Consider the following 21,950-nt stretch of genomic DNA (forward strand, 5'->3'; position numbering starts at 1 on the left):
CTGTTGAAAAGTGTGGATATTACCGTGTATAACTCGAATAATTTTTAGCGAAAGTGTTAATTTACTTGTGGATAACTAGGATAAGTGTGTGGATAGCTATCAAATTAACAATATAGCGTGTGAATAAAATTTGTGTAATAACATACTAAAAGACACTAAAAAGTAAGAAATTCTACCTTTAAGTGTCTCAATAATAAATGGATATTTATAATTTTTCTTGTAATTCTTCCCATTCTAACATTACTTGTTCTAATTTTTGTTCGGTATTATTTTTTTCCTCAGCTAATTCTGCAGCTTTCATTGGATCATTAAATACTTCTGGCTGAGTTAATTGTGTTTCAATATAAGAAATATGAGTTTCAAATTCTTCAATCTTAGTTTCACATTGTTCAATCTGACGTTCGATTTTACGTTGATGACTTTTCTGTTGTTTTTGACTTGAATATGCTGAAGAAGAAATAGAAGTGTCATTATTGTTATTGGTTTTTGAAGAAGAATTATTCAATTCTTCTTGAGCTTTTAGTGCAGCAGCTTCTTCAGTTTTCTCAATATAGTATTGATAGTCCCCGAGATATATCTGTCCACCTTCATGATTCAAATCAAATACTTTATTTGCAAGCTGATTAATAAAATATCTATCATGAGAAACAAATATTATTGTACCTTCAAAATGTTTTAACGCTTGTTCTAACATTTCTTTTGAATCGATATCTAAGTGGTTGGTAGGTTCGTCTAAAATCAGCACATTGTCTTTTTGCAACATTAATAAAGCTAATTGCAAACGAGCTTTTTCACCACCAGATAGGTCATTAATTATTTTTTTAACATCTTCTTGTACAAATAAGAAACGACCTAGTACAGCACGTACATCTTTCTCATTCATAGTAGGGTACTGGTCCCAAACGTAATCTAAAATTGTTTTATTTGATTTAAATTCAGCTTGTTTTTGGTCATAGTAGCCTATTTGAAGATTTGCTCCAAAAGTAATTTCTCCACCAAGTTTGTTTTGCTTATCGGCAATTGTTTTGATAAGTGTCGTTTTTCCTACGCCGTTTGGTCCTATCACTGCGATATGATCCCCCTTGAATACTTCGATATTAATAGGTTGAGTGATAGGTGAATCATAACCAATTTTTAGGTCACGAATATGCATGACATCATTACCTGTATTTCTTTCAAAGCCAAATTGAATATTTGCGCTTCTAGCGTCAATCATAGGCTTATCTATACGTTCCATTTTTTCTAACGTTTTACGTCGACTTTTAGCCATGCCACTTGTTGAAGCGCGTGTAATATTCTTATCAACAAATGTTTCTAATTTTTGAATTTCTTCTTGTTGCTTTTCATACTCTTGCATACGTTTTTCATAGTATTGGTCACGTTGCTCAATAAATTGTTCATAATTACCTACATAACGTTTAACGTCTCCAAGGGCAACATCATAAATTTGAGTAACTATTTTGTCTAGGAAATATCTATCGTGACTAATTATGATAATGGCGCCTTTGAAATATTTTAAATAATCTTCTAACCATTTAGTAGTCTCTAAATCTAAGTGGTTTGTTGGCTCATCTAGCAATAGTAAGTCGGGTTCATTCAATAACATTTGAGCAAGAGAAAGTCGTGTTTTTTGACCACCACTAAAATCATTAATGGGTTTATTAAAATCACTTTCAGTAAAATTAAGCCCGTGAAGAACTGTTTTTATTTTACTTTCATACTGATAACCTTCAAGTTGTTCAAACCGGTTTGTTAATGATTCATAACGTTCCATATGCTCTTGATAAGTTTTGGTTTCATATTCATTTGTATGTTGTGCCAACCAATCTGTTTCCTCTTTAATTAAGTTTTCCATATTTTTTATATGTTCAAATGGTTTTGACATCTCTTCGAAGACAGTAGCCGTGGAGTTAAGTGTCATTTGTTGCGTGAGGTAACCCATTTTTAAATTTTTTATTTTCGATATATGACCACTATCGTAACCTTCTACGCCGGCTATGATTTTCATTAATGTAGATTTACCTGCACCGTTTCGACCAACGACACCAATTCTTTCACCAGTTTTAACTTCAAAGTCTACATCAGTAAAAATATCTTCACCATCGAACGATTTCGAGATGTCATTAAGTTGTAAAAGTATCATTCGATTCTCACCTTTCTAATTCTATTAAATAGTTATAAACTATATGTAATCAATAAGATTTAAAAAATTTTAATTTTATGTGAATTTTAAATAGTTAAGCATTATTTTTTAATAATAGGGTACATCTACCTCATAAGGTATGACGATTAAGCTATTTATTGACTCAATTATCTTTATTTTACAGCATTCGCGCATTACATGAAACTGAGATATTTATTTTTAAAAATCAATAATGTATAATATTTAAGTATTCATTGAAGGCAATTATTTGTTTATTTAAACGCCTTACAACTTGCACGATAAAACGTTTGAATACATAAATATAATTCATTCAAACTTTAAGGGGGACATATTGGATGCCAGAAAATATTAAAATTCCTCGTGCTACATTAAAGCGTTTACCTTTATATTATAGATTTGTGAGTACATTAAAATCTAAGGGTATCGACCGTGTGAATTCTAAAGCAATCAGTGAAGCTTTACAAATAGATTCGGCAACGATTCGTCGTGATTTTTCATATTTTGGTGAATTAGGTAAAAAAGGCTATGGTTATAACATCGATAGTATGCTTGAATTTTTCAAGTCTGAACTAAGTGAAAGTGATGAAATTAAAATTGCGATAGTAGGTGTTGGTAATCTAGGTCGCGCGTTACTTACTTATAATTTTTCAATACACGCTGAGATGACAATTACTGAAGCTTTCGATATTAGAGAAGATTTAATTGGAGAGAAAGTCGGTAAAGTCGTTGTTAAAAATATCAATGAAATTCAATCTACATTAGCAGCAGAAGAAATTGACGTTGTGATATTAACGACTCCTGAAAGTGTAGCACAACAGGTTGCTGATCAACTCGTTGAAGCGGGTGTGAAAGGTATTCTTAACTTTACGCCAAGCAGAGTTAAAACACCACAAGATGTACAAGTTCACCATATTGATTTGGGTATTGAACTACAATCACTATTGTTCTTTATGAAGAACTATAGTAATAATAATTAATAACTTTTAGCATCCTAATTTAGGATGCTACTTTATTATATAAAAATGATATAGTATACGTAATAAAATAAAGGGGGCACAAGCCATAATGAAATTTGAAGCAAACTGTACATTTAAAGCACATATCCCTCAAATGATAAGGGTTCCTGGAAAATTAGTAATCAATAAGAATACTTTACAATTCAAAGCTTATGGCAAAGAATATACTCCATTTGATATAGAGTTAGATATTAATAAAGTTGTGAGATATAAGTGCTCGAAAGGACTGCTGGGAAGTAAATTATTTGTTTACTATAACAATCATGAGTGGTATAAATTTAGTCATTTTTCAAAAGAGGATTTAAAATCATTGAGTAAAGAATTGAAAATACATTAGGTTTCAAAAAATATTGAACTTGCAATTTTTCATTTTTTCTAATATAATACCTTAGTATTTATATCGGAAATAGGTGATTAAATGACATGGATGATAATTAGTGGACTTATTGTCGGAGCGTTATTAGGGTTCGTAATGCAACGAACAAGATTCTGTCTAGCGGGCGGTTTCAGAGACATGTATGTCCAAAAAAGTAATAAAATGTTTTATGCATTGCTCGTAGCTATAACAGTTCAGAGTTTGGGATTACTCATATTAACGAGCTTAGGTATTATTGAAGTGCCTACGCATACATTTCCAGTATTAGGGACGATTATAGGATCATTTATATTTGGCGTTGGTATTGTATTAGCTGGTGGCTGTGCCACAGGTACGTGGTATCGTGCTGGCGAAGGTTTAATTGGAAGTTGGGTGGCATTAATTTTATATGCTATAACTTCTGCAATTACTAAAACAGGAGTACTCCTTCCTGTTATGAATATGATTAATAAGCCTACGAACGTGAATGCGAGTGTAAGTCATTCAACAGGGCTTCCTAATTGGGTACTTGTTTTAATTTTAGTAATTATTACAATTACAATGGTTGTGAAAACTTTACGTAAACCGAAAGTGATGGTGCCTAAGTTAAAACAAAAATATACAGGTATTAGACACTATTTATTTGAAAGAAAATACCATCCATTTATAGCTGGTATTGCCGTAGGACTTATTGCTTTACTAGCATGGCCCATGAGTGAATCAACTGGTCGACCTTATGGACTTGGGATTACGACTCCATCTGCTAATTTGATTAACTTTCTAATATCCGGTGACACTAAGTTCATCGATTGGGGCGTTTTATTAGTGCTCGGTATCTTTATTGGTTCATATATTGCTGCTAGAGGGTCTAAAGAATTTAAATGGAGACTTCCAGATAAGAAGACGATTCGTAACAGTGCTATTGGTGGCATATTGATGGGATTTGGTGCTTCAGTAGCTGGTGGATGTTCAATTGGTAATGGGTTAGTAGAAACCGCAACAATGAGCTGGCAAGGATGGTTAGGTTTAGCATCAATGATAGTTGGTGTATGGTTCATGAGTTATTTTATTTTTATTAAACCAATGAAAAAGTTTCAACAATCATCTAATGAAAAATCTAAACGTAAACAAGTGAGTCAACAAACTCAGACAACATAAGGTAAGGAGGATAAGAAATTGGTACATGAATTAGGTACTGTAGGAATGGTGTGTCCATTTCCACTTATTGAAGCGCAAAAGAAAATGGAAGAGTTAGAGCAAGGCGATGAATTAAAAATAGACTTTGATTGTACGCAGGCAACAGAAGCCTTACCAAACTGGGCAGCTGAAAGTGGATATCCAGTCACTAATTATGAACAATTAGATGATGCTTCTTGGACGATAACTATTCAAAAATCTTAAATTTACTTTAGACGCAAGCTAGTGATATCATACGATGTCACTGGCTTTTTTATTTTAATATATTCAAATACTCAAGTTATGATGTCACTTAATCTTACACTTAGTGTAATTTTATCTTACCGATTTTTGCACTTCTACTAAACACTCTTTATGATGTTGCTAAAGGAAGTGGTAAGAATGAATATGGATGATACAATTTTCTTATTTCTATGTACATTATTAGTTTGGTTAATGACTCCAGGATTAAGTTTATTTTATGGAGGTCTAGTCCAATCTAAGAATGCATTAAATACAGTAATGCAAAGTATGGCTGCAATAGTTATCGTTACCTTTGCGTGGATGATTATTGGTTTTTCTATTAGTTTTGATCAAGGTAATGATTGGTTAGGTGGCTTAAAATTTCTAGGTCTAAACCATGTAGGCTTTGCTATTTCTAAAACTATTAGCCCTCATGTCCCTCTCGCACTCTTCATGTTATTCCAAATGATGTTCTGTACTATAGCAGTTTCTATTTTATCAGGTTCAATTGCTGAAAAAATGAGATTCATCCCTTATCTTATTTTTGTCGGTTTATGGGTTGTGTTTATCTATAGTCCAGTAGCTCACTGGGTGTGGGGCGGCGGATGGATTAGTAAACTCGGTGCTATTGATTATGCCGGGGGTACAGTTGTACATATTACCTCAGGGGTGTCTGGTCTTATATTAGGGATAATGATTGGTGTAGGTAAAAAGCAAGAGAAACATACCCCACATAACTTACTAATAACTCTCATCGGAGGTATTTTAGTATGGTTGGGGTGGTATGGCTTTAATGTAGGTAGTGCATTTACTTTCGACCAAATCGCAATGATTTCATTTGTTAACACAGTCATCGCTGCAAGTGCAGGTGCGCTAGGATGGTTAATTTTAGAGTATGCTTTGAAAAAAACGACAAGTCTTTTAGGATTATTATCAGGCGCTTTATCAGGTCTCGTTGCTATTACTCCAGCAGCAGGTTATGTTAACTATTTAAGTGCCATGATCATAGCTATAATTGGTGGTATCGGTTGTTATGTCGTTATTAATTTAATTAAAGTGAAGTTACAGTATAATGATGCTCTAGATGCATTTGGTATTCATGGTGTAGGGGGAGTATTAGGCGCAGTTTTAACAGGTGTGTTCCAGTCTCATAAAGTAAATGATGCTATTGAAAATGGACTCATATATACAGGTAACTTTAAAGTCATTTGCATTCAATTAGCAGCAGCAATAGCAACTGTCGTATTTAGTGCAATAGTTACATACATGATAGCTAGAGTAATTAAATCATTCACTCCTTTAGCAACTACTGAAGAGGAGGATAAAACAGGTCTTGATGCAATCGTTCATGGAGAAAAGGCCTACTTCTATGGCGAATTGAACAAATTCAATCGCCGAATGAAATTTTAAAAATTATTTTCAAAAAAAATACACTCACCTTCATATCAATTAAACTTTAGTATTTAAAATGGAATTGATTTAAGTATTTAAAGCGATTACATATGTGATAGAATAAGTTTAAGTTATTGAATATATGATAGGTGAGTTTTCTTATGAAAAATATTTCTGATATCGCCAAGCTAGCGGGTGTATCAAAAAGTACTGTTTCAAGGTTTTTAAACAATGGATCCGTTAGTAATAAAACAAAAGAAAAGCTGACAAAAATTATTAAAGAGTATGATTATCAACCTAATCAATTTGCTCAAAGTTTAAGAGCAAGACGTACCAATCTTATAGGAGCAATTATTCCACGTATGAATTCATTCGCAGTTGATGAAACTATTAAAGGTGTCATCAACCAATGTCATTTACATAACTATCAACTCTTATTAAATTATACTGGACTTGAACTAGAAGCAGAACTTGCAGCATTAGAAACATTATCAAGAAGTAAAGTAGATGGTATTGTTTTAATGGCTACAAACATTACTGAACAACATATCCAAATTATAGAAAAGATTAACGTACCGGTTATTATTGTAGGGCAAGAACATGCACAATTGCATAGTATATATCATGATGATTACCAAGCTGGATTTGAAATAGGTATGAGAATAGGTCAAAAAGGACTACACGAAGTCACTTTATTTAGCGTTAGTGAACGTGATGTTGCTGTTGGTATTAAACGTAAAAAGGGACTAATAGATGCTCTAAAACAATATAATATTGAACCTAAGATTTATGAAACTACATTTAAATATGAAGAAGCTCTGGTAGATGTTGAGAGATATTTATCCAATATAACGGAAGTTGATGCAATTGTCGGTGCAACGGATTCAATTGCCTTAGCAATTCACAAATTTTGTGCGGATCATAAGAAAGATCTATCTCCTCATGCAATTTTTGGATTTGGTGGTGATCCAATGACACAAGTAGTGTCTCCGATAATTGAAACAATTCACTTAAATTATAAAGAAGCAGGAGAGCAAGCACTTAAAGAAATTAATCAATTATTAAATCATCAAACTACAGAACTTAAAATAAAAATTCCTGTCATTAAGTAAAAGGTGAGGGATTTTTATTTTATAATAATTTGGAACCGATACCACTACGATGATTAAATTTGTTAAGATATATACTTAAGAAAATTTATTTATCATAAAAGTATTGTGGTTTTCATTTCATAAATAAGCGTTCTTAACAAAAATTCTACATCGTAGTGTTAAGCTAATATGTTAAAATAATAAAGTTAAGTAAAAGTCAAATCAGTCGAGATTAGGAGTGAAAACATGGCGGAATGGACACGTGAAGCACGTTATCAACGAATAGAGGATGTTGATACAGAGACATTTAAAAATTTAAAACAACGAGTCGATGCTTCTCCTTATAGACAGACATACCATATTCAGCCTGAAACAGGATTGCTCAATGATCCAAATGGTCTCATTTATTATGACGGCTATTATTACATATCACATCAATGGTTCCCTCTAGGGGCGGTTCATGGTTTGAAATATTGGTTTAATTATAAAAGTGATGATTTAGTACATTTCAAAGCACAAGGTCCTATATTAGAGCCTGACACAAAATATGATAGTCATGGTGTCTATAGTGGTAGTGCATTTGAGTTTAATGGTCATCTTTATTACATTTATACCGGTAATCATAGAGACAATCATTGGAAACGTACCTCCAGTCAAATGATTGCTCGCGTTAAAGAAGATGGTTCAGTTGAGAAGTTTCCTAAACCTGTAATTCATGGACAACCTGATGGATACACAAGTCATTTTAGAGATCCTAAAGTGTTTAAAAAAGATGATCAATTATATGCAATTATAGGAGCCCAAAATAATAATGAACAAGGGCGGTTACTACTATATCAAAGTGATGATGTTGTTAACTGGACATTTCTTGGTGAAATTCAAACGAATTTAAATCATTTTGGTTACATGTGGGAATGCCCTGATTATTTCGAAATAGATGGACAGGGTGTTATTTTATTTTGTCCGCAAGGGATTGAAGCGGATGGAAATAAATATCGCAATATTTATCAATCTGGCTACATGATCGGTCATTTAAATATTGAAAATATGACATTTGATCATCAAGAGTTTCAAGAGTTAGATAGAGGCTTTGATTTTTATGCACCGCAAACATTTATAGATAAAGATGGAAAACGCATATTAATTGGTTGGATGGGCTTACCAGAAAGTGATTATCCGACAGATAGTGAAGGTTGGGCACATTGTTTAACGATTCCACGAGAACTTACTCTCGAAAATGGTAAATTAAAGCAACGACCATTAAAAGCTCTAGAAACTTTAAGAACGAACAAAGAGACTGCATTAGGGTATGCAAATAAATTTAACCGCAAATTGCACCCCTATGAAGGCAAACAATATGAAATGATTATTGATATTTTAGAAAATGATGCAACTGAAATTTATTTTGAGCTTAGAAGTTCTAGAAATGAGTCTACGTTGATTACCTATAATCAACGTGAGAATTCGCTCACATTAGATCGGTCAGAAAGTGGTTTATTACCTACAAATGTGGATGGCACAACGCGTTCAACTATTTTAGATACACCTTTAAGCCAGTTACACATTTTTGTAGATACGTCGAGTATAGAAATATTTTGTAATAATGGTGAACGTGTACTTACATCCCGTATTTTCCCAAGTGAAGCTTCTACGGGTATCAAAGCATCTACTGAGTCAGGACAAGTATATTTACAATTTACGAAATTTGAACTAAAGGGATGATATATAATGAGAAGGTTGTTTGCAATAGGTGAAGCACTTATCGATTTTATACCACATGTCACAAATTCAGAACTTAAAGACGTAGAACAATTTAGTCGTCAGGTAGGTGGGGCACCTTGTAACGTAGCAGCAACAGTGAGTAAACTAGGTGGTCATTCCGAAATGGTCACTCAATTAGGACATGATGCATTTGGTGACATTATTGTTGAAACCATTGAACGCATTGGTGTAGGTGTAGACTATATTCAACGTACCAATGAAGCAAATACAGCACTAGCTTTTGTAAGTTTAAAAGAAGATGGTCAGCGAGATTTCTCGTTTTATCGTAAGCCTTCTGCTGACATGCTTTATGATCCCTCACATATTGAAGATATAGAGGTTACTGATCAAGACATTCTACATTTCTGTTCTGTGGATTTAGTTGAAAGTTTAATGAAACAAGCACATTCAAAAATGATTAAGAAATTTGAGAAGGCTAATGGAACGATAGTATTTGATCCTAATGTACGCTTACCTTTATGGGAAGACCCAGAAGCATGTCGTCAAGCAATTCTTGAATTTATTCCTAAAGCGAATGTAGTAAAAGTTTCAGATGAAGAACTAGAATTTATAACAGGAATGAAAGATGAAACTAAAGCTATACAGTCACTATTTAAAGGTAACGTAGCTGTAGTGATTTATACAAAAGGTCCGAAAGGGGCACAAGCGTTTACTAAGAACCAATTTACTACAGAACATCAAGGTTTCAAAGTTAAAGCTATAGATACTACAGGTGCCGGTGATGCCTTTATAGGAGCCGTTATTAGTCGTATATTATCTTCAGATATTATTGATGTTGCTCAATTATTTGAAAATGAAGGTAATAGCATTCTCGAATTTGGTAATAAAGTGGCAGCTATAACAACTACAAGATATGGTGCCATTGAAAGTTTACCGACAACAGAAGAAATTGAAAAAGGTTCCTAAACACATAAAGAAACCCAGCTTATTCACTATAGAGTGATAAATAAGCTGGGTATTTTAAAGTGTGTTAGATTTTTTTAACATTACGCACAGACGCGAAGCAATTTTCACCATTTTTGAAATAAACGATACGCTCTTTAGAATCAATCGATTCAATGTTATGTCTATTCACAACAAAGCTGTTATGACATCTAAAGAAACGTTCATCAAGTTGAGCTAACTCTTTAAGATTACCGTAAAATTCAATTTGACGGTTATCTAAGTGTGCGATTAATCTGTGTGACTTAGTTGAAGATTCAAAGAACATAATATCGTCATATTGAACATACACAGAGTTACTACCACGTTTTAACTCAATTGTTTCAACATTACTTTCTTTAGATAGCAACTTAAGACGTGTATGAGCAGTTTCAAGACAGTCAATGATTCTTGTTTTTAGTTCTGAAGGATCATCTTTGAAAATGAAATCCATAGCAGCCACTTTATAAACAAAAGTGAGATAAGTAAGTTCGCTGTGACTTGTTACAAAAATAATGTTACCCACAGGGTCATGTTTACGAATTTCACTACCAAGTTTAATACCATTCATATCAGCTTCTAATTGAATATCTAAGAAATAACAACCAATATCATTCATTTCTTTTGATTGCTCAAGCACTTCATAAGGATCATCAGTTGCGAGAGCTAGTTCCATAGGTTTTTCTTCTATCATGATGTAATTTTTGATAATTGAAACCATGTTTTCTCTTTGTCTAGGATCGTCTTCGCAAACGAATATCTTCATCTATATTTCACATCCTTATGCTTCCGTATTAATAATTTCTACTTTTTGAACGAAATATCCATTTTCGATAACAGTATCTAATAGGACGTTCTCATTTTGGTCAGTCAGTTCTTTAAGCGTAGATAGACCTAACCCTCTGTTATCGCCTTTAGTTGAAAAGCCTTCTTCAAATAATTCATGTATTTTAGGGGTATCATCGCTACATTTATTCATCACAATGAATGTAACAGATTCTTCATTATTAATAAAAGCAATTTGAATAAGTGGATCATCAAGAACTTCTGAAGCTTCAATGGCATTATCCAAAATAATTCCTGAAATACGGCTGAACTCTATAGTGTTCATTTCGATTTTATCAATTTCATCAGGAACCTCTATACTAATCGGTATTGCTTTCTCTTGAGCTTGAAGAATTTTAGTAGTAATTAACCCTTTAATTTCTCTAACTTTAAGATTTTCAATACCATTTATTTTTATAGAGCGCGTTTTCATATTATCCTTCATAGGAACAATTTGTTCATTGAAATATTTTTTAAGACCTTGCATATCATCTTCACGAATAAAATCTGAAAGCGTAGAAAGAATATTGACGTAATCATGTCGGAACTTACGCATCTCATTATTGATACTTTCGATACGTAGCGTATACTCATAGTACGTTTCAATTTCTTCAAGATTACGCTTATACTTCATTTCACGTAGAGTGAACGTTGACATGATTAGAATTACTACACTTAAAAATACGATAAGAGCTACTAATAAGACAGCGTATAATTTGAGACTGTCATTTGCTTGCATATCTGTTTGAGAAACCATATAAAGTAAAATAAAAGATACTAATAGTACAATAGTAATAATAAATAAGTATCTTTTATTGAGTGATAGGTATGATTCTTTAAGTTTTTTAAATAATAATTGAGTTAAATAAGCTATAATTAGAGCTATAACTACAAAGAAACTGAAGTGTATCGTTAATAAAACTAATCTATTGGGAATCCAATCTTTTATAGTTAAATATATGTATACCGTTATGAAATTAGTTAAATATAAAATCATATTGGTGAATAAAACAACAATCACGGAATATAACTTAATCTTGGTGTAGAAGAATATTGTAATAATTATTACTAAAGCAATAAGAGCTTTACTATGCCAAAAATAATAAAGTATAGTAGAAGGGATTACAATCGATAAAATGATTAAATAATCCCTCAAATTAAACTTCATATTAATAATAACTTTTGTAACCCAAAATATTAAAAAAACCTGTAGGGCTGCAAATGGTAAAAAATTAATTTCATCCATAACTTACACACTTTCTGTAAAGTTTACTCGTAAAGTTTAGATAATTCCTTAGGTACCTCAGGTTCATCGAAATAAGAAGCGCATGGATTTGCTCCTGCTACAAAACCAATGAATTCAAATATCATAGTAAAGAATTTTATAAATAAATTAAATAATCCTTCCATAATCATGTATCCTCCTTAGGGAAAAAAATAGATAATAGTGTCAATGACTCTAAAAATTCGCCAAATAAAATAAGTTTATTAACTGGCTCAAATGTAACGAATGAAACTACTAGAATAAAGCAATATAAAACAATGGAGAGTATTTTCTTACGTTTTATTAGGAGTTTAGGTATGGGTTGTTTTTTCGTTGCTGCAGGTGCATTCTTAATAACTATAATAAAACCTATCAATGCCAAAAATAATAATATTAGATATTTTACATCATACTTTATTATCAAATATGGGAATAAAATAAAAAGAATTATATTTTGAATATGACATAATAGGGATGATTTTGCGTGTGCACCATGAGCATTACTTCTAATTAAAAAATAACTTAAATGAGTTAAAAGTGTGTAATAAAAAGTCTGGAAAATTAATGCTAACCCGTATACAATAATTGTTTTTTCAATATTTGTTAATACTACCTGCATACCTAAGCGAACTTTCAAAAATTGTATATGATCTAAGTTGTTTTTGCGTTGTAAATAGTTAGCAAATTCATCAATTTTTCTATCTATTATATTCAATCGTCTATTACTCTCCTCATAATACATTATACAATTTTGCGCAACTCATTTTAAATATTATGCCTAACTGTTTAAAAAATATACCTAAGTGTTATTTTTAATTTCCAAGTGATATTTTAACATAAATAGAAATACACTTAAGTACATTTTTTGACGAGTTAAGGAATTATCGTACTTTAATGTAAAAACCATGTTTTAATAGACTCATATCACAGAGATGTGATAGAAAGATAGTTGAAAAATTTGCTTAATCTTAATTGAATGATTCTTCCCAAATCATTCAAATCCATTATTTAGTTGGAAGGAGTGAAGTGTAATGGCTGCAGATATCGTATCTACAATCAGTGATTTCATTAAATGGATCATTGATACAATTAAAAAATTCAAAAAATAAGTTTTGAATTCTTTCATTGTAACTTTGTTTTCTTCGTATAGTATGACTAAGTAATGGGTTGTTAAGCCATCCCAACTTAATAACCCAAAGTTAATAGCAAGTGAGCAACATTTGCTATAAAGCTGTAGTTTCCTTGGACTCAGTGTTACGTATTATTCTTAGCTACCTTTAATTAGGTAATTATTTCTAGCATGTAAGCTATCGTAAACAACATTCAATTTATCATTAATAAAATAGATAAATTCACTAAAATTTTTTCATAATTAATAACATCCCCAAAAAATAGATTGAAAAAATAACTGTAAAAACATTCCCTTAATAATAAGTTATCAAAGCCGTGAGTCCCTCCCAAGCTCACGGCTTAATTTTATTTATATAAATTAGGTTTTAGATTTCTAAATACAGGTATAGACTCTCTTTGTTGATCAACCAATTCTAAATCTACATTAGTGGTGAGGACACCTTCATCACTGCCCAATTCTTGAACAATCTCACCATTTGGATTGATAACTGTCGAATATCCAGCGTACTCCGTGTTTCCATCATTACCGCAACCATTAGCTGCAACTACATACATATCATTTTCAATAGCTCTTGCTTTAAGCAATGCCAACCAATGATTAAGTCTAGCACTAGGCCATTGTGCAACGTAAAATGCAATTTTAGCACCATTTTTAGCTGGATATCTTAACAATTCAGGAAACCGTAAATCATAGCATATGATTTGTGTAGCTAGGGTACCATCTGACAATTGAAAAGGTTCAGGTACTTTATTGCCATCAGTCAGAAACTCAGGTTCTCTAAGCATTGGTACAAGATGGACTTTATCGTACTCATTTATTAGCTCACCATCTTTATTCACTGAAAATGCTGTATTATACACGTTATTGTCTTTAATATTTGATACAGAACCTGCAATAATATCAACATTGAATTGTTTAGCCAGTTGAGCTATAAATGAAAAACTTCGTTTTAAATTAGTATCTGCTTTATCCTTTAATTCTTCTAAAGCGTATCCGTTGTTCCACATTTCAGGTAAAACAACGACCTCAGTATCCTCGTTTAAGTATTCTTTAAACCACTTTTGTATTTTGGATTCATTTTCATTAGCATTTCCATAAGTTACATGAAATTGAAAAAGTTGAATTTTCATTTTCTTCACTCCCTATTACGAGTTATTTATAAGATACTAAAGTTAAGTATTAAACGCAAAAAAGCGTCTGTGTATTACCTACACAGACGCAGTTAATTTAATTATTTTTTAATAATAAAACGATCTTCTACAGGTTTGATTTCTTTTTCCTTCGCATTCTCACGTACATCACCGAAAGGCATTTGTGCGATTAATTTCCATGTATTCGGAATATCAAATTGGCTTGCAGTAGATTCGTCTATAATTGGATTATAGTGTTGTAAAGATGCACCGATGCCTTTAGTAGCTAAAGCAGTCCAAATAGCATACTGATGCATCGCGTTAGCTTGGTTTGACCAAATTTCAAAGTTTTCATAGAAGTTAGGCATTTTATCTTGTAATGCATTAATAACACTTTGATCTTCATAATAAAGAATTGTGCCATGAGAATGTTTGAAATTATCAATTTTTTGGCGAGTAGGTTCAAAATCTCTGTCAGGACCCATTGTTTCTTTTAAAATAGATTTTGTATTTTCCCAGAATTGTTCATTTTTGTCATTCAAAAGTAAAACTATTCTTGTTGATTGAGAGTTGAATGCAGAAGGTACATGCTTTACAGCATGTGCGATTAATTCTTCTAGTTCTTCATCACTAATAGATATTGTTTTTTCTAAATTATAAATAGTTCTTCTAGTTTCAATTGCTTCGTTAAATGATTGTTCATTTTCAGTATTATTAAAAATCCCCATTTTTAAAATACTCCTTTGCTTTTGATTTATACATACTATAATAATTATACTTTTCATAATGTACAAATAATTACTATGAAATTTCAACAAGATTAATATTCATTTTCAAAAGTCTTATTTGAATGCAAAAATCTAATATTTTCTATATACTAAAGATGATAAAAGAATTTAAAGAGGAGGTGATTGACTTATGAATAGCAATAAAATCAAGCATTCGTTTGTATTAACAGGTTTTGCATTTATGTTGAGTACACCCTTATTTGATAATCATGCACATGCAGCAGAGGAGAATATACAGCCCATTTCTTCGAATAATGATATCAATAAAGCAGAATCTGAAAATCAGACTTTTAGTGACGACAATTCAATAAGTCATCAGCCTCAATCTAATGAAAATAACATAAATCCACTTGCAACTTCTGAAAATGATGAGAACGGAGAGTCTGATTCGGATGCAATAAATGATTTAAATTCAGACTCAGACAACGACACAGATTTAGATAGCGATTCAGCCTCAGACAGTGGCTCAGATTCAGATAGTGCTTCCGACTCAGATAGCGACTCAGACTCAGATAGTGATTCAGATTCAGATAGCGACTCAGACTCAGACAGCGATTCCGACTCATACAGTGATTCAGATTCAGACAGTGCTTCTGACTCAGATAGTGATTCAGATTCAGATAGCGACTCAGACTCAGACAGCGATTCCGACTCAGGCAGTGATTCAGATTCAGACAGTGACTCAGGTTCTGGACATGATTATACATCTGATCATGGTCACGATAACCCTTCTGGTGGGGGTAGTGATGATAATTCGCATCCGGGTGGAGGACACTCTGGCTCGCATCATAATAATCCCGGTAGTTCAAATGGACACGGTTCAGGAGATAATCATCCTTCTGAAGGAAATGATAATAGTAGTTCAAGTGGTCATAATAATGGCAGTGGTGATGATAATTCAAATCAAAGTGGCGAACATCATCCATCTAATTCAAATAATAACGAGCAACCTTCAAGTAATCATACGGGAGGTAACTCATCAAATACAAATCATCATGCTAGCAATAGCGATAATTCTTCCTCAATACATCCTGAGGATAATAATGGTGGATTGTTAAATCCTAATAAAGGTAATGAGGATAATGAAAATAGTAGCAATGGTGGTGCCCCATTAAAAAGAAACTCTAATGACAAAGATGATTTAAATTACTCACAATCTAATCATCAAACGCCTAATTATGATAGAAATCAATTTATTTGGAATAGATCAGGATCAGTTATAAATCATAGAAGCAATTCTCAGAATTTTAATAAAGATGAGCAAAGTAAAGATTCTGAAGAAAATTCTTTATTAGATAGATTTAGAAGCTTAGCAAGTGGTGCATACAAATATAATCCATTTTTAATTAATCAAGTTAGAAATTTAGATACTGAAAATGGAGAAATTACTGATAGTGACATCTATAGTTTATTTAAAAAGCAAAACTTTAGTGGAAATGAATATTTAAATTCTTTACAAAAAGGTTCAAACTATTTCAGATTTCAATATTTTAATCCACTAAATGCAAGTAAGTATTATGAAAACTTAGATGAACAAGTATTAGCTTTAATTACCGGTGAAATTGGTTCCATGCCTGATTTAAAGAAACCTAACGATAAAGACAAAGGGAGTCGTAGTGCTTTTAAAAATCATAGCGCAGATGAAATCACTACAAACGACAACGAGCAATCCGATGATTACAACAAAAACAAAAAATTAGATCGTGTGCTTATCACTTTAGGCAGTGCGATTGTAGCAATTTTTGCCGGTGTAGTAGGTATGTTTATTTATAATAGAAGAAAAAATCAACAGTAACAAAGAAAGCATCTAATCATGTACGTTTCGCAACATTTTACATGATTAGATGCTTTTTTAGTTTAATATGAAATGTAGAATAAAGTTGGCATGTTCTTGAGCTTTCTTTAAAGCTTCGCCACCAAAAACTTGCATTAAAACTACTGTACCATTTTGTAATATATGAATACCAATTGGAACAGCAATTCTTTTAGTAAAAACATAAGCAAGTGAAAAGATCATGCCCATGCCAAAATACATAGGTATAAATTTCATATCATTATGTGCAAGGGCAAATACAAGTGAACTTACTATAGAAGCAATCAAAAAGCTAACAACACGATTGGCTTTAATTGCATTATATAATTCGCCAAAGAAAACCTTTCTAAAGACAAACTCTTCTAAAATAGGGCCAACGATAGAAATTAAAATGATAAAAATAGGCATTTTTTTAGCAATTGCCATTAAACGTTCAGTGTTTGGACTTGTCTGCTGACTACCCATGATTGTAAAGTAAATCAAGCTTATAATAACTTGATATAACATAACAAGACAAAAACCTAATAGTGCCCAAGGAATGATGTATCTCTTAGGTTCCTTTCTACCAGCTTCAAGAGTAGTAGGATTTTTTACCTTTAAATTTATTAAAATTATGATAATAGCAGCTAATATAAAAAGTGAAACTTGCGTGAATATCATAAATTTAGCAGTTTCAATTTGAGACATATGACCAAGTAAATGACTTCTAAGTATAAAACCAGGTAACATTTGAGCCAAGCCATACGCGAGTACCGTTAGTAAGGACACCCAAAGTCTTCTCATAACTTACCTCCATCTATTTCTAAGTATAATTTATTTTATCGTAAATAATATAGATGTACAAAATTTATTCGCTAACCTTTTTGCTTGAATTATTGACCAAATTTGATTAATATAAAAATAGCTTAGCACTCTAATAATTAAAGTGCTAAATCACATGTGAATGAAGGAGGAACAATCATGCTTAAACCATTAGGAAATCGTGTGATTATTGAAAAGAAAGAGCAAGAACAAACAACTAAAAGCGGTATTGTATTAACAGATAGCGCTAAAGAAAAATCAAATGAAGGTGTAATCATCGCTGTAGGTCCAGGACGCCTACTAGACAATGGTTCACGAGTTGCTCCTGAAGTAAGTGAAGGTGACACTATTGTGTTCCAACAATATGCTGGAACAGAAGTTAAACGTGGTGACGATACTTACTTAATTTTAAATGAAGAAGATATTTTAGCAGTAATTCAATAATTATAAATTTATATTAAACAGATAAAACATCTATGTAAGAAATCTTAATAAATGGAGGTCATTTCGAGTATGGCAAAAGATTTAAAATTCTCAGAAGATGCACGTCAAGCAATGCTAAGAGGGGTAGATAAATTAGCAAATGCTGTTAAAGTAACAATTGGTCCTAAAGGTCGTAATGTTGTCTTAGATAAAGAATATACAACTCCATTAATCACAAATGATGGGGTTACGATTGCTAAAGAAATTGAGTTAGAAGATCCTTATGAAAATATGGGCGCAAAACTTGTTCAAGAAGTTGCAAATAAAACAAATGAGATTGCTGGTGACGGTACTACAACTGCAACAGTTTTAGCTCAATCAATGATTCAAGAAGGCCTTAAGAACGTAACAAGTGGCGCGAACCCAGTTGGTTTGAGACAAGGTATTGATAAAGCCGTTAAAGTAGCTGTAGAAGCATTACATGACATTTCTCAAAAAGTTGAAAACAAAAATGAAATTGCACAAGTAGGTGCTATTTCAGCTGCTGATGAGGAAATCGGTCAATACATTTCTGAGGCGATGGATAAAGTTGGCAACGACGGGGTCATTACTATTGAAGAATCAAATGGTTTCAACACTGAACTTGAAGTCGTTGAAGGTATGCAGTTCGATCGCGGTTATCAATCTCCATATATGGTAACTGATTCAGATAAAATGATTGCCGAACTTGAACGTCCATATATTCTTGTCACAGATAAAAAAATCTCTTCATTCCAAGATATTCTACCTTTATTAGAACAAGTCGTTCAATCTAGTCGACCAATTTTAATTGTGGCTGATGAAGTAGAAGGTGACGCTTTAACTAATATTGTTTTAAACCGTATGCGTGGTACATTTACTGCTGTTGCTGTAAAAGCTCCTGGTTTCGGTGATCGTCGTAAAGCAATGTTAGAAGACTTAGCTATCCTTACAGGTGCTCAAGTAATTACAGATGATTTAGGTCTAGAATTAAAAGATGCATCAATCGATATGCTAGGTACAGCTAATAAAGTAGAAGTCACTAAAGATAATACAACTATTGTAGATGGTGACGGTGATGAAAATAGTATCGACGCTCGTGTAAGTCAAATTAAAGCACAAATTGAAGAAACTGATTCTGATTTCGATAGAGAAAAATTACAAGAACGATTAGCTAAATTAGCTGGTGGTGTAGCAGTTATCAAAGTAGGTGCTGCAAGTGAAACTGAATTAAAAGAGCGTAAACTTCGAATCGAAGATGCTTTAAACTCAACACGTGCCGCAGTTGAAGAAGGTATTGTTGCTGGTGGTGGTACAGCCTTAGTTAATATCTATAAAAAGGTAAGCGAAATTGAAGCAGAAGGCGATGTTGAAACAGGAGTAAATATTGTGCTTAAAGCATTACAAGCTCCAGTACGTCAAATTGCTGAAAATGCAGGTTTAGAAGGTTCAATTATAGTTGAACGATTAAAAAATGCAGATGCTGGTGTAGGATTCAACGCAGCGACGAATGAATGGGTAAATATGCTTGAAGAAGGTATTGTAGATCCAACTAAAGTAACTCGTTCAGCACTTCAACATGCAGCGAGTGTAGCAGCAATGTTCTTAACAACTGAAGCAGTAGTAGCTACGATTCCTGAAAAAGAAAATAACGAACAACCAGGTATGGGCGGTATGCCAGGAATGATGTAAAAACGCCAATAAACGTTGTTTTAAAGGCGTTTGGTCATTTAGTATGACATAATAATGACATAAAAATACAGAAAATAAAAAATGCCGTTTGATTCAGCTGAACTAAACGGACATTTAAAATAATTCTTTTGAGACGTTTTCCATGAGTTGACTAAACTTGTGGGAAGCGTCTTTTTTGTATGAGTTGGTAATCTTAGCGTAGATATTCATTGTGGTATTTATATCTTTGTGGCGTAGTCTTTCTTGTATTTCTTTGATATGTACGCCTGCCTCTATAAGTAGGGCACAATGTGTATGACGGAACGAGTGGGTACTTATTTGCTTATTCGTTATGTCAGTCTTTTTAAGTATAGCTTTTATCCATAATTGCAGTTTTTTAATCACAAGAGGATAACCATTAACATCAGTAAACACAAAATTGTTATCTACATAAAGTTCATTTTTCCATGTGTCCTAGACGTTTATCTTATAATTTTTGAGTAATTGAATCACGTGGGGATCTACTGAGATTTTACCGATTGAGCTTTCGGTTTTGGGTGTAAGTATCTGATAATGCTTTTTATTATTATTTGGATTGTAATAAGTCTTGGTAATACTAATTGTGTTATTCTCAAAGTCTATATCAGACCATTTTAACGCTAACAGCTCGCCTGCACGCATGCCAGTATATGCTAGTGTGGTAAATACTTCAAAGCTATTTTGTGGTGAATGGTGATACTTAGCAACCTCCAGGAATTTAAATAACTCATCTTTTTCAAGAAACTTTTTGTGTATCTCAATATCTTCTAATTCTTCCACGCTTACTTTCTTTTTAGGTCGTTTAATACCCTCACTAGGCATAGCTTTTATTAATCGCGTTTCATACGCATACTTAAATATCATATTTGTAGATGCCACAATACTATCAACATAATTCTTGCTATACTGTGCGCTCATATCGTCCACAAAGCGTTGATAATCATGTTTCTTGATAGTTTGTATTGGTTTAGTATTAAAGCGCTCTATGGCGTGCTGTATGGCTTTCTCACGTGCTCTGACACTACTTATTTTTACATCATTAGCATACTGTTTAATCCAGTCATCAGCTACTTGTTTGAACGTGCTAGAAGAAGGGGCGATATAGTCACCATTTCTTATTTGACGCTCAATCATTTCAGCTTGATGTTTAGCATCTGATTTACGTTTAAATCCAGTCTTGGATATGTATTCATATTTGCCAGTTTCTGCATTTTTACCTAGTGAAATGCGATAACGCCAGTTATTTTTAGCGATTTGGTCATAACTTGCCATGTGATCACCTACTTAATATTTAAGTACGATTTTAAGAATTTATTAAAATCATTCGAAATGTCTTTAAATATTTCGTCATCATTAGAATGTTTATTTTCAGTTAATATTTTAAACAAGGAAGCTATAAAAGTTAAAATATCTGTATCTTCTTCATCTTTTATTTTTAGAAAATCAGAATCTTTTTCTTGAATATAAAAATTATATAAATTTTGCCAAAAAATACTATCACGATAACTTAACTTTTTTGACATAATATCAAGATAATTTTCTTTAACAATAAGTTCTGTATCGTTGAAATATTCTTTAAATCTCTTCTTCATTTTGTTAATTTCTTCTCGCTTTACTTCTTTAGGCGTATCTTTAATTGATACAAACACACCTGCTAATCTGCTTAAATCAAAAAAATCAACATTATAATATTTTGATAGTTTATGAATTACTTCAATTGTAGGTTTTCTTTCTTTTCCAGTTCTTGGATCAATGCCTTTTTCTAAACTATCTAAATAAGTGTGACTTATACCAATATTCCTAGACGCTTCTCTAATTGATTGGTCACCTCTTAATTCTTTTAATTTCTTTCCAAAGTCATTCACAGAAATCACTCCTTAAATAAATTCTTAATTTTATTGTAAAT

Annotated in this window: 21 protein-coding genes and 1 pseudogene; 12 read left to right on the forward strand and 10 right to left on the reverse strand. The window is 32.3% G+C overall.

Features of this window, described 5'->3' with window-relative positions; genetic code table 11:
- Nucleotides 1-205: 205 nt before the first annotated feature.
- Nucleotides 206-2,143, reverse strand: coding sequence for a ribosomal protection-like ABC-F family protein (abc-f, locus tag CM54_RS10505; RefSeq protein ID WP_037551070.1), 1,938 nt, complete (start codon nt 2,141-2,143; stop codon nt 206-208).
- 356 nt (nt 2,144-2,499) lie between these two features.
- Here abc-f and CM54_RS10510 point away from each other — a divergent pair, with 356 nt between their 5' ends.
- The 8 genes from CM54_RS10510 (at nt 2,500) to CM54_RS10545 (ending at nt 10,125) form a co-directional block, all read left to right on the forward strand.
- Nucleotides 2,500-3,141, forward strand: coding sequence for a redox-sensing transcriptional repressor Rex (locus CM54_RS10510; protein ID WP_002436898.1), 642 nt, complete (start codon nt 2,500-2,502; stop codon nt 3,139-3,141).
- Nucleotides 3,142-3,229: 88 nt separating this feature from the next.
- Nucleotides 3,230-3,517: a hypothetical protein gene (locus tag CM54_RS10515; RefSeq protein ID WP_037551072.1), complete on the forward strand. Its 288-nt coding sequence runs from the start codon at nt 3,230-3,232 to the stop codon at nt 3,515-3,517.
- Nucleotides 3,518-3,598: 81 nt separating this feature from the next.
- On the forward strand, nt 3,599-4,693 hold the full coding sequence (locus CM54_RS10520; protein ID WP_037551074.1) for a YeeE/YedE family protein: 1,095 nt from the start codon (nt 3,599-3,601) through the stop codon (nt 4,691-4,693).
- An 18-nt stretch (nt 4,694-4,711) separates the two neighbouring features.
- The gene (locus CM54_RS10525; protein ID WP_037551076.1) at nt 4,712-4,936 is read left to right on the forward strand and encodes a sulfurtransferase TusA family protein; all 225 of its coding nucleotides are present in this window, start codon (nt 4,712-4,714) and stop codon (nt 4,934-4,936) included.
- A gap of 177 nt (nt 4,937-5,113) precedes the next feature.
- On the forward strand, nt 5,114-6,364 hold the full coding sequence (locus CM54_RS10530; RefSeq protein ID WP_037551078.1) for an ammonium transporter: 1,251 nt from the start codon (nt 5,114-5,116) through the stop codon (nt 6,362-6,364).
- Between the two features lie 143 nt (nt 6,365-6,507).
- Nucleotides 6,508-7,458 (forward strand): LacI family DNA-binding transcriptional regulator, encoded by a 951-nt coding sequence (locus CM54_RS10535; RefSeq protein WP_037551080.1) that lies wholly within the window; start codon nt 6,508-6,510, stop codon nt 7,456-7,458.
- A 225-nt stretch (nt 7,459-7,683) separates the two neighbouring features.
- Complete coding sequence (locus CM54_RS10540) at nt 7,684-9,159, forward strand: sucrose-6-phosphate hydrolase (protein ID WP_037551082.1); 1,476 nt, start codon at nt 7,684-7,686, stop codon at nt 9,157-9,159.
- Between the two features lie 6 nt (nt 9,160-9,165).
- Nucleotides 9,166-10,125, forward strand: coding sequence for a carbohydrate kinase family protein (locus tag CM54_RS10545; protein WP_037551084.1), 960 nt, complete (start codon nt 9,166-9,168; stop codon nt 10,123-10,125).
- A 64-nt stretch (nt 10,126-10,189) separates the two neighbouring features.
- Here CM54_RS10545 and agrA read toward each other — a convergent pair whose 3' ends face one another.
- The 4 genes from agrA to CM54_RS10565 are packed head-to-tail and all read right to left on the reverse strand — an operon-like array spanning nt 10,190 to nt 12,944.
- Nucleotides 10,190-10,906, reverse strand: coding sequence for a quorum-sensing response regulator AgrA (gene agrA / locus CM54_RS10550; protein ID WP_002436958.1), 717 nt, complete (start codon nt 10,904-10,906; stop codon nt 10,190-10,192).
- 15 nt (nt 10,907-10,921) lie between these two features.
- A complete protein-coding gene (agrC, locus tag CM54_RS10555; protein WP_002436956.1) occupies nt 10,922-12,211 on the reverse strand; it encodes a quorum-sensing sensor histidine kinase AgrC in 1,290 nt (429 codons plus the stop codon).
- 23 nt (nt 12,212-12,234) lie between these two features.
- Nucleotides 12,235-12,375, reverse strand: coding sequence for a cyclic lactone autoinducer peptide AgrD (gene agrD / locus CM54_RS10560; RefSeq protein ID WP_030063609.1), 141 nt, complete (start codon nt 12,373-12,375; stop codon nt 12,235-12,237).
- A gap of 2 nt (nt 12,376-12,377) precedes the next feature.
- Nucleotides 12,378-12,944, reverse strand: coding sequence for an accessory gene regulator AgrB (locus tag CM54_RS10565; protein ID WP_037551087.1), 567 nt, complete (start codon nt 12,942-12,944; stop codon nt 12,378-12,380).
- Between the two features lie 316 nt (nt 12,945-13,260).
- Between CM54_RS10565 and CM54_RS13170 the strand changes: the two genes are divergently transcribed.
- Nucleotides 13,261-13,338 (forward strand): delta-lysin family phenol-soluble modulin, encoded by a 78-nt coding sequence (locus tag CM54_RS13170; protein ID WP_049307263.1) that lies wholly within the window; start codon nt 13,261-13,263, stop codon nt 13,336-13,338.
- 367 nt (nt 13,339-13,705) lie between these two features.
- Here the strand turns inward: CM54_RS13170 and CM54_RS10570 are convergent, their stop codons facing one another.
- Complete coding sequence (locus tag CM54_RS10570) at nt 13,706-14,491, reverse strand: carbon-nitrogen family hydrolase (protein WP_037551089.1); 786 nt, start codon at nt 14,489-14,491, stop codon at nt 13,706-13,708.
- A gap of 101 nt (nt 14,492-14,592) precedes the next feature.
- Complete coding sequence (locus CM54_RS10575; protein WP_037551091.1) at nt 14,593-15,219, reverse strand: nitroreductase family protein; 627 nt, start codon at nt 15,217-15,219, stop codon at nt 14,593-14,595.
- Nucleotides 15,220-15,409: 190 nt separating this feature from the next.
- On the opposite strand from CM54_RS10575, the gene CM54_RS12800 reads away from it, so the two are divergent.
- On the forward strand, nt 15,410-17,074 hold the full coding sequence (locus CM54_RS12800; RefSeq protein ID WP_037551093.1) for an SdrH family protein: 1,665 nt from the start codon (nt 15,410-15,412) through the stop codon (nt 17,072-17,074).
- Between the two features lie 57 nt (nt 17,075-17,131).
- Here the strand turns inward: CM54_RS12800 and mroQ are convergent, their stop codons facing one another.
- Nucleotides 17,132-17,875, reverse strand: coding sequence for an intramembrane glutamic endopeptidase MroQ (gene mroQ / locus CM54_RS10585; protein ID WP_037551096.1), 744 nt, complete (start codon nt 17,873-17,875; stop codon nt 17,132-17,134).
- A 177-nt stretch (nt 17,876-18,052) separates the two neighbouring features.
- Between mroQ and groES the strand changes: the two genes are divergently transcribed.
- Nucleotides 18,053-18,337: a co-chaperone GroES gene (gene groES, locus CM54_RS10590; RefSeq protein WP_002435917.1), complete on the forward strand. Its 285-nt coding sequence runs from the start codon at nt 18,053-18,055 to the stop codon at nt 18,335-18,337.
- 69 nt (nt 18,338-18,406) lie between these two features.
- Nucleotides 18,407-20,026, forward strand: coding sequence for a chaperonin GroEL (gene groL, locus CM54_RS10595; protein WP_002435951.1), 1,620 nt, complete (start codon nt 18,407-18,409; stop codon nt 20,024-20,026).
- 114 nt (nt 20,027-20,140) lie between these two features.
- Here groL and CM54_RS10600 read toward each other — a convergent pair.
- Nucleotides 20,141-21,316 (reverse strand): annotated as a pseudogene (locus tag CM54_RS10600) (tyrosine-type recombinase/integrase).
- An 8-nt stretch (nt 21,317-21,324) separates the two neighbouring features.
- The gene (locus CM54_RS12225) at nt 21,325-21,909 is read right to left on the reverse strand and encodes a helix-turn-helix domain-containing protein (RefSeq protein WP_051600358.1); all 585 of its coding nucleotides are present in this window, start codon (nt 21,907-21,909) and stop codon (nt 21,325-21,327) included.
- Between the last annotated feature and the right edge of the window lie 41 nt (nt 21,910-21,950).

It is taken from the genome of Staphylococcus sp. TE8 (assembly GCF_000692055.1).
Taxonomy (GTDB): Bacteria; Bacillota; Bacilli; order Staphylococcales; family Staphylococcaceae; genus Staphylococcus; species Staphylococcus capitis.

Bases quoted from the DNA above. Each gene is read 5' to 3' on its own strand.
- abc-f (WP_037551070.1), bottom strand. From the start codon at position 2,143: ATGATACTTTTACAACTTAATGACATCTCGAAATCGTTCGATGGTGAA.
- CM54_RS10510 (WP_002436898.1), top strand. From the start codon at position 2,500: ATGCCAGAAAATATTAAAATTCCTCGTGCTACATTAAAGCGTTTACCT.
- CM54_RS10515 (WP_037551072.1), top strand. From the start codon at position 3,230: ATGAAATTTGAAGCAAACTGTACATTTAAAGCACATATCCCTCAAATG.
- CM54_RS10520 (WP_037551074.1), top strand. From the start codon at position 3,599: ATGACATGGATGATAATTAGTGGACTTATTGTCGGAGCGTTATTAGGG.
- CM54_RS10530 (WP_037551078.1), top strand. From the start codon at position 5,114: ATGAATATGGATGATACAATTTTCTTATTTCTATGTACATTATTAGTT.
- CM54_RS10535 (WP_037551080.1), top strand. From the start codon at position 6,508: ATGAAAAATATTTCTGATATCGCCAAGCTAGCGGGTGTATCAAAAAGT.
- CM54_RS10540 (WP_037551082.1), top strand. From the start codon at position 7,684: ATGGCGGAATGGACACGTGAAGCACGTTATCAACGAATAGAGGATGTT.
- CM54_RS10545 (WP_037551084.1), top strand. From the start codon at position 9,166: ATGAGAAGGTTGTTTGCAATAGGTGAAGCACTTATCGATTTTATACCA.
- agrA (WP_002436958.1), bottom strand. From the start codon at position 10,906: ATGAAGATATTCGTTTGCGAAGACGATCCTAGACAAAGAGAAAACATG.
- agrC (WP_002436956.1), bottom strand. From the start codon at position 12,211: ATGGATGAAATTAATTTTTTACCATTTGCAGCCCTACAGGTTTTTTTA.
- agrD (WP_030063609.1), bottom strand. From the start codon at position 12,375: ATGGAAGGATTATTTAATTTATTTATAAAATTCTTTACTATGATATTT.
- CM54_RS13170 (WP_049307263.1), top strand. From the start codon at position 13,261: ATGGCTGCAGATATCGTATCTACAATCAGTGATTTCATTAAATGGATC.
- CM54_RS10570 (WP_037551089.1), bottom strand. From the start codon at position 14,491: ATGAAAATTCAACTTTTTCAATTTCATGTAACTTATGGAAATGCTAAT.
- CM54_RS10575 (WP_037551091.1), bottom strand. From the start codon at position 15,219: ATGGGGATTTTTAATAATACTGAAAATGAACAATCATTTAACGAAGCA.
- CM54_RS12800 (WP_037551093.1), top strand. From the start codon at position 15,410: ATGAATAGCAATAAAATCAAGCATTCGTTTGTATTAACAGGTTTTGCA.
- mroQ (WP_037551096.1), bottom strand. From the start codon at position 17,875: ATGAGAAGACTTTGGGTGTCCTTACTAACGGTACTCGCGTATGGCTTG.
- groES (WP_002435917.1), top strand. From the start codon at position 18,053: ATGCTTAAACCATTAGGAAATCGTGTGATTATTGAAAAGAAAGAGCAA.
- groL (WP_002435951.1), top strand. From the start codon at position 18,407: ATGGCAAAAGATTTAAAATTCTCAGAAGATGCACGTCAAGCAATGCTA.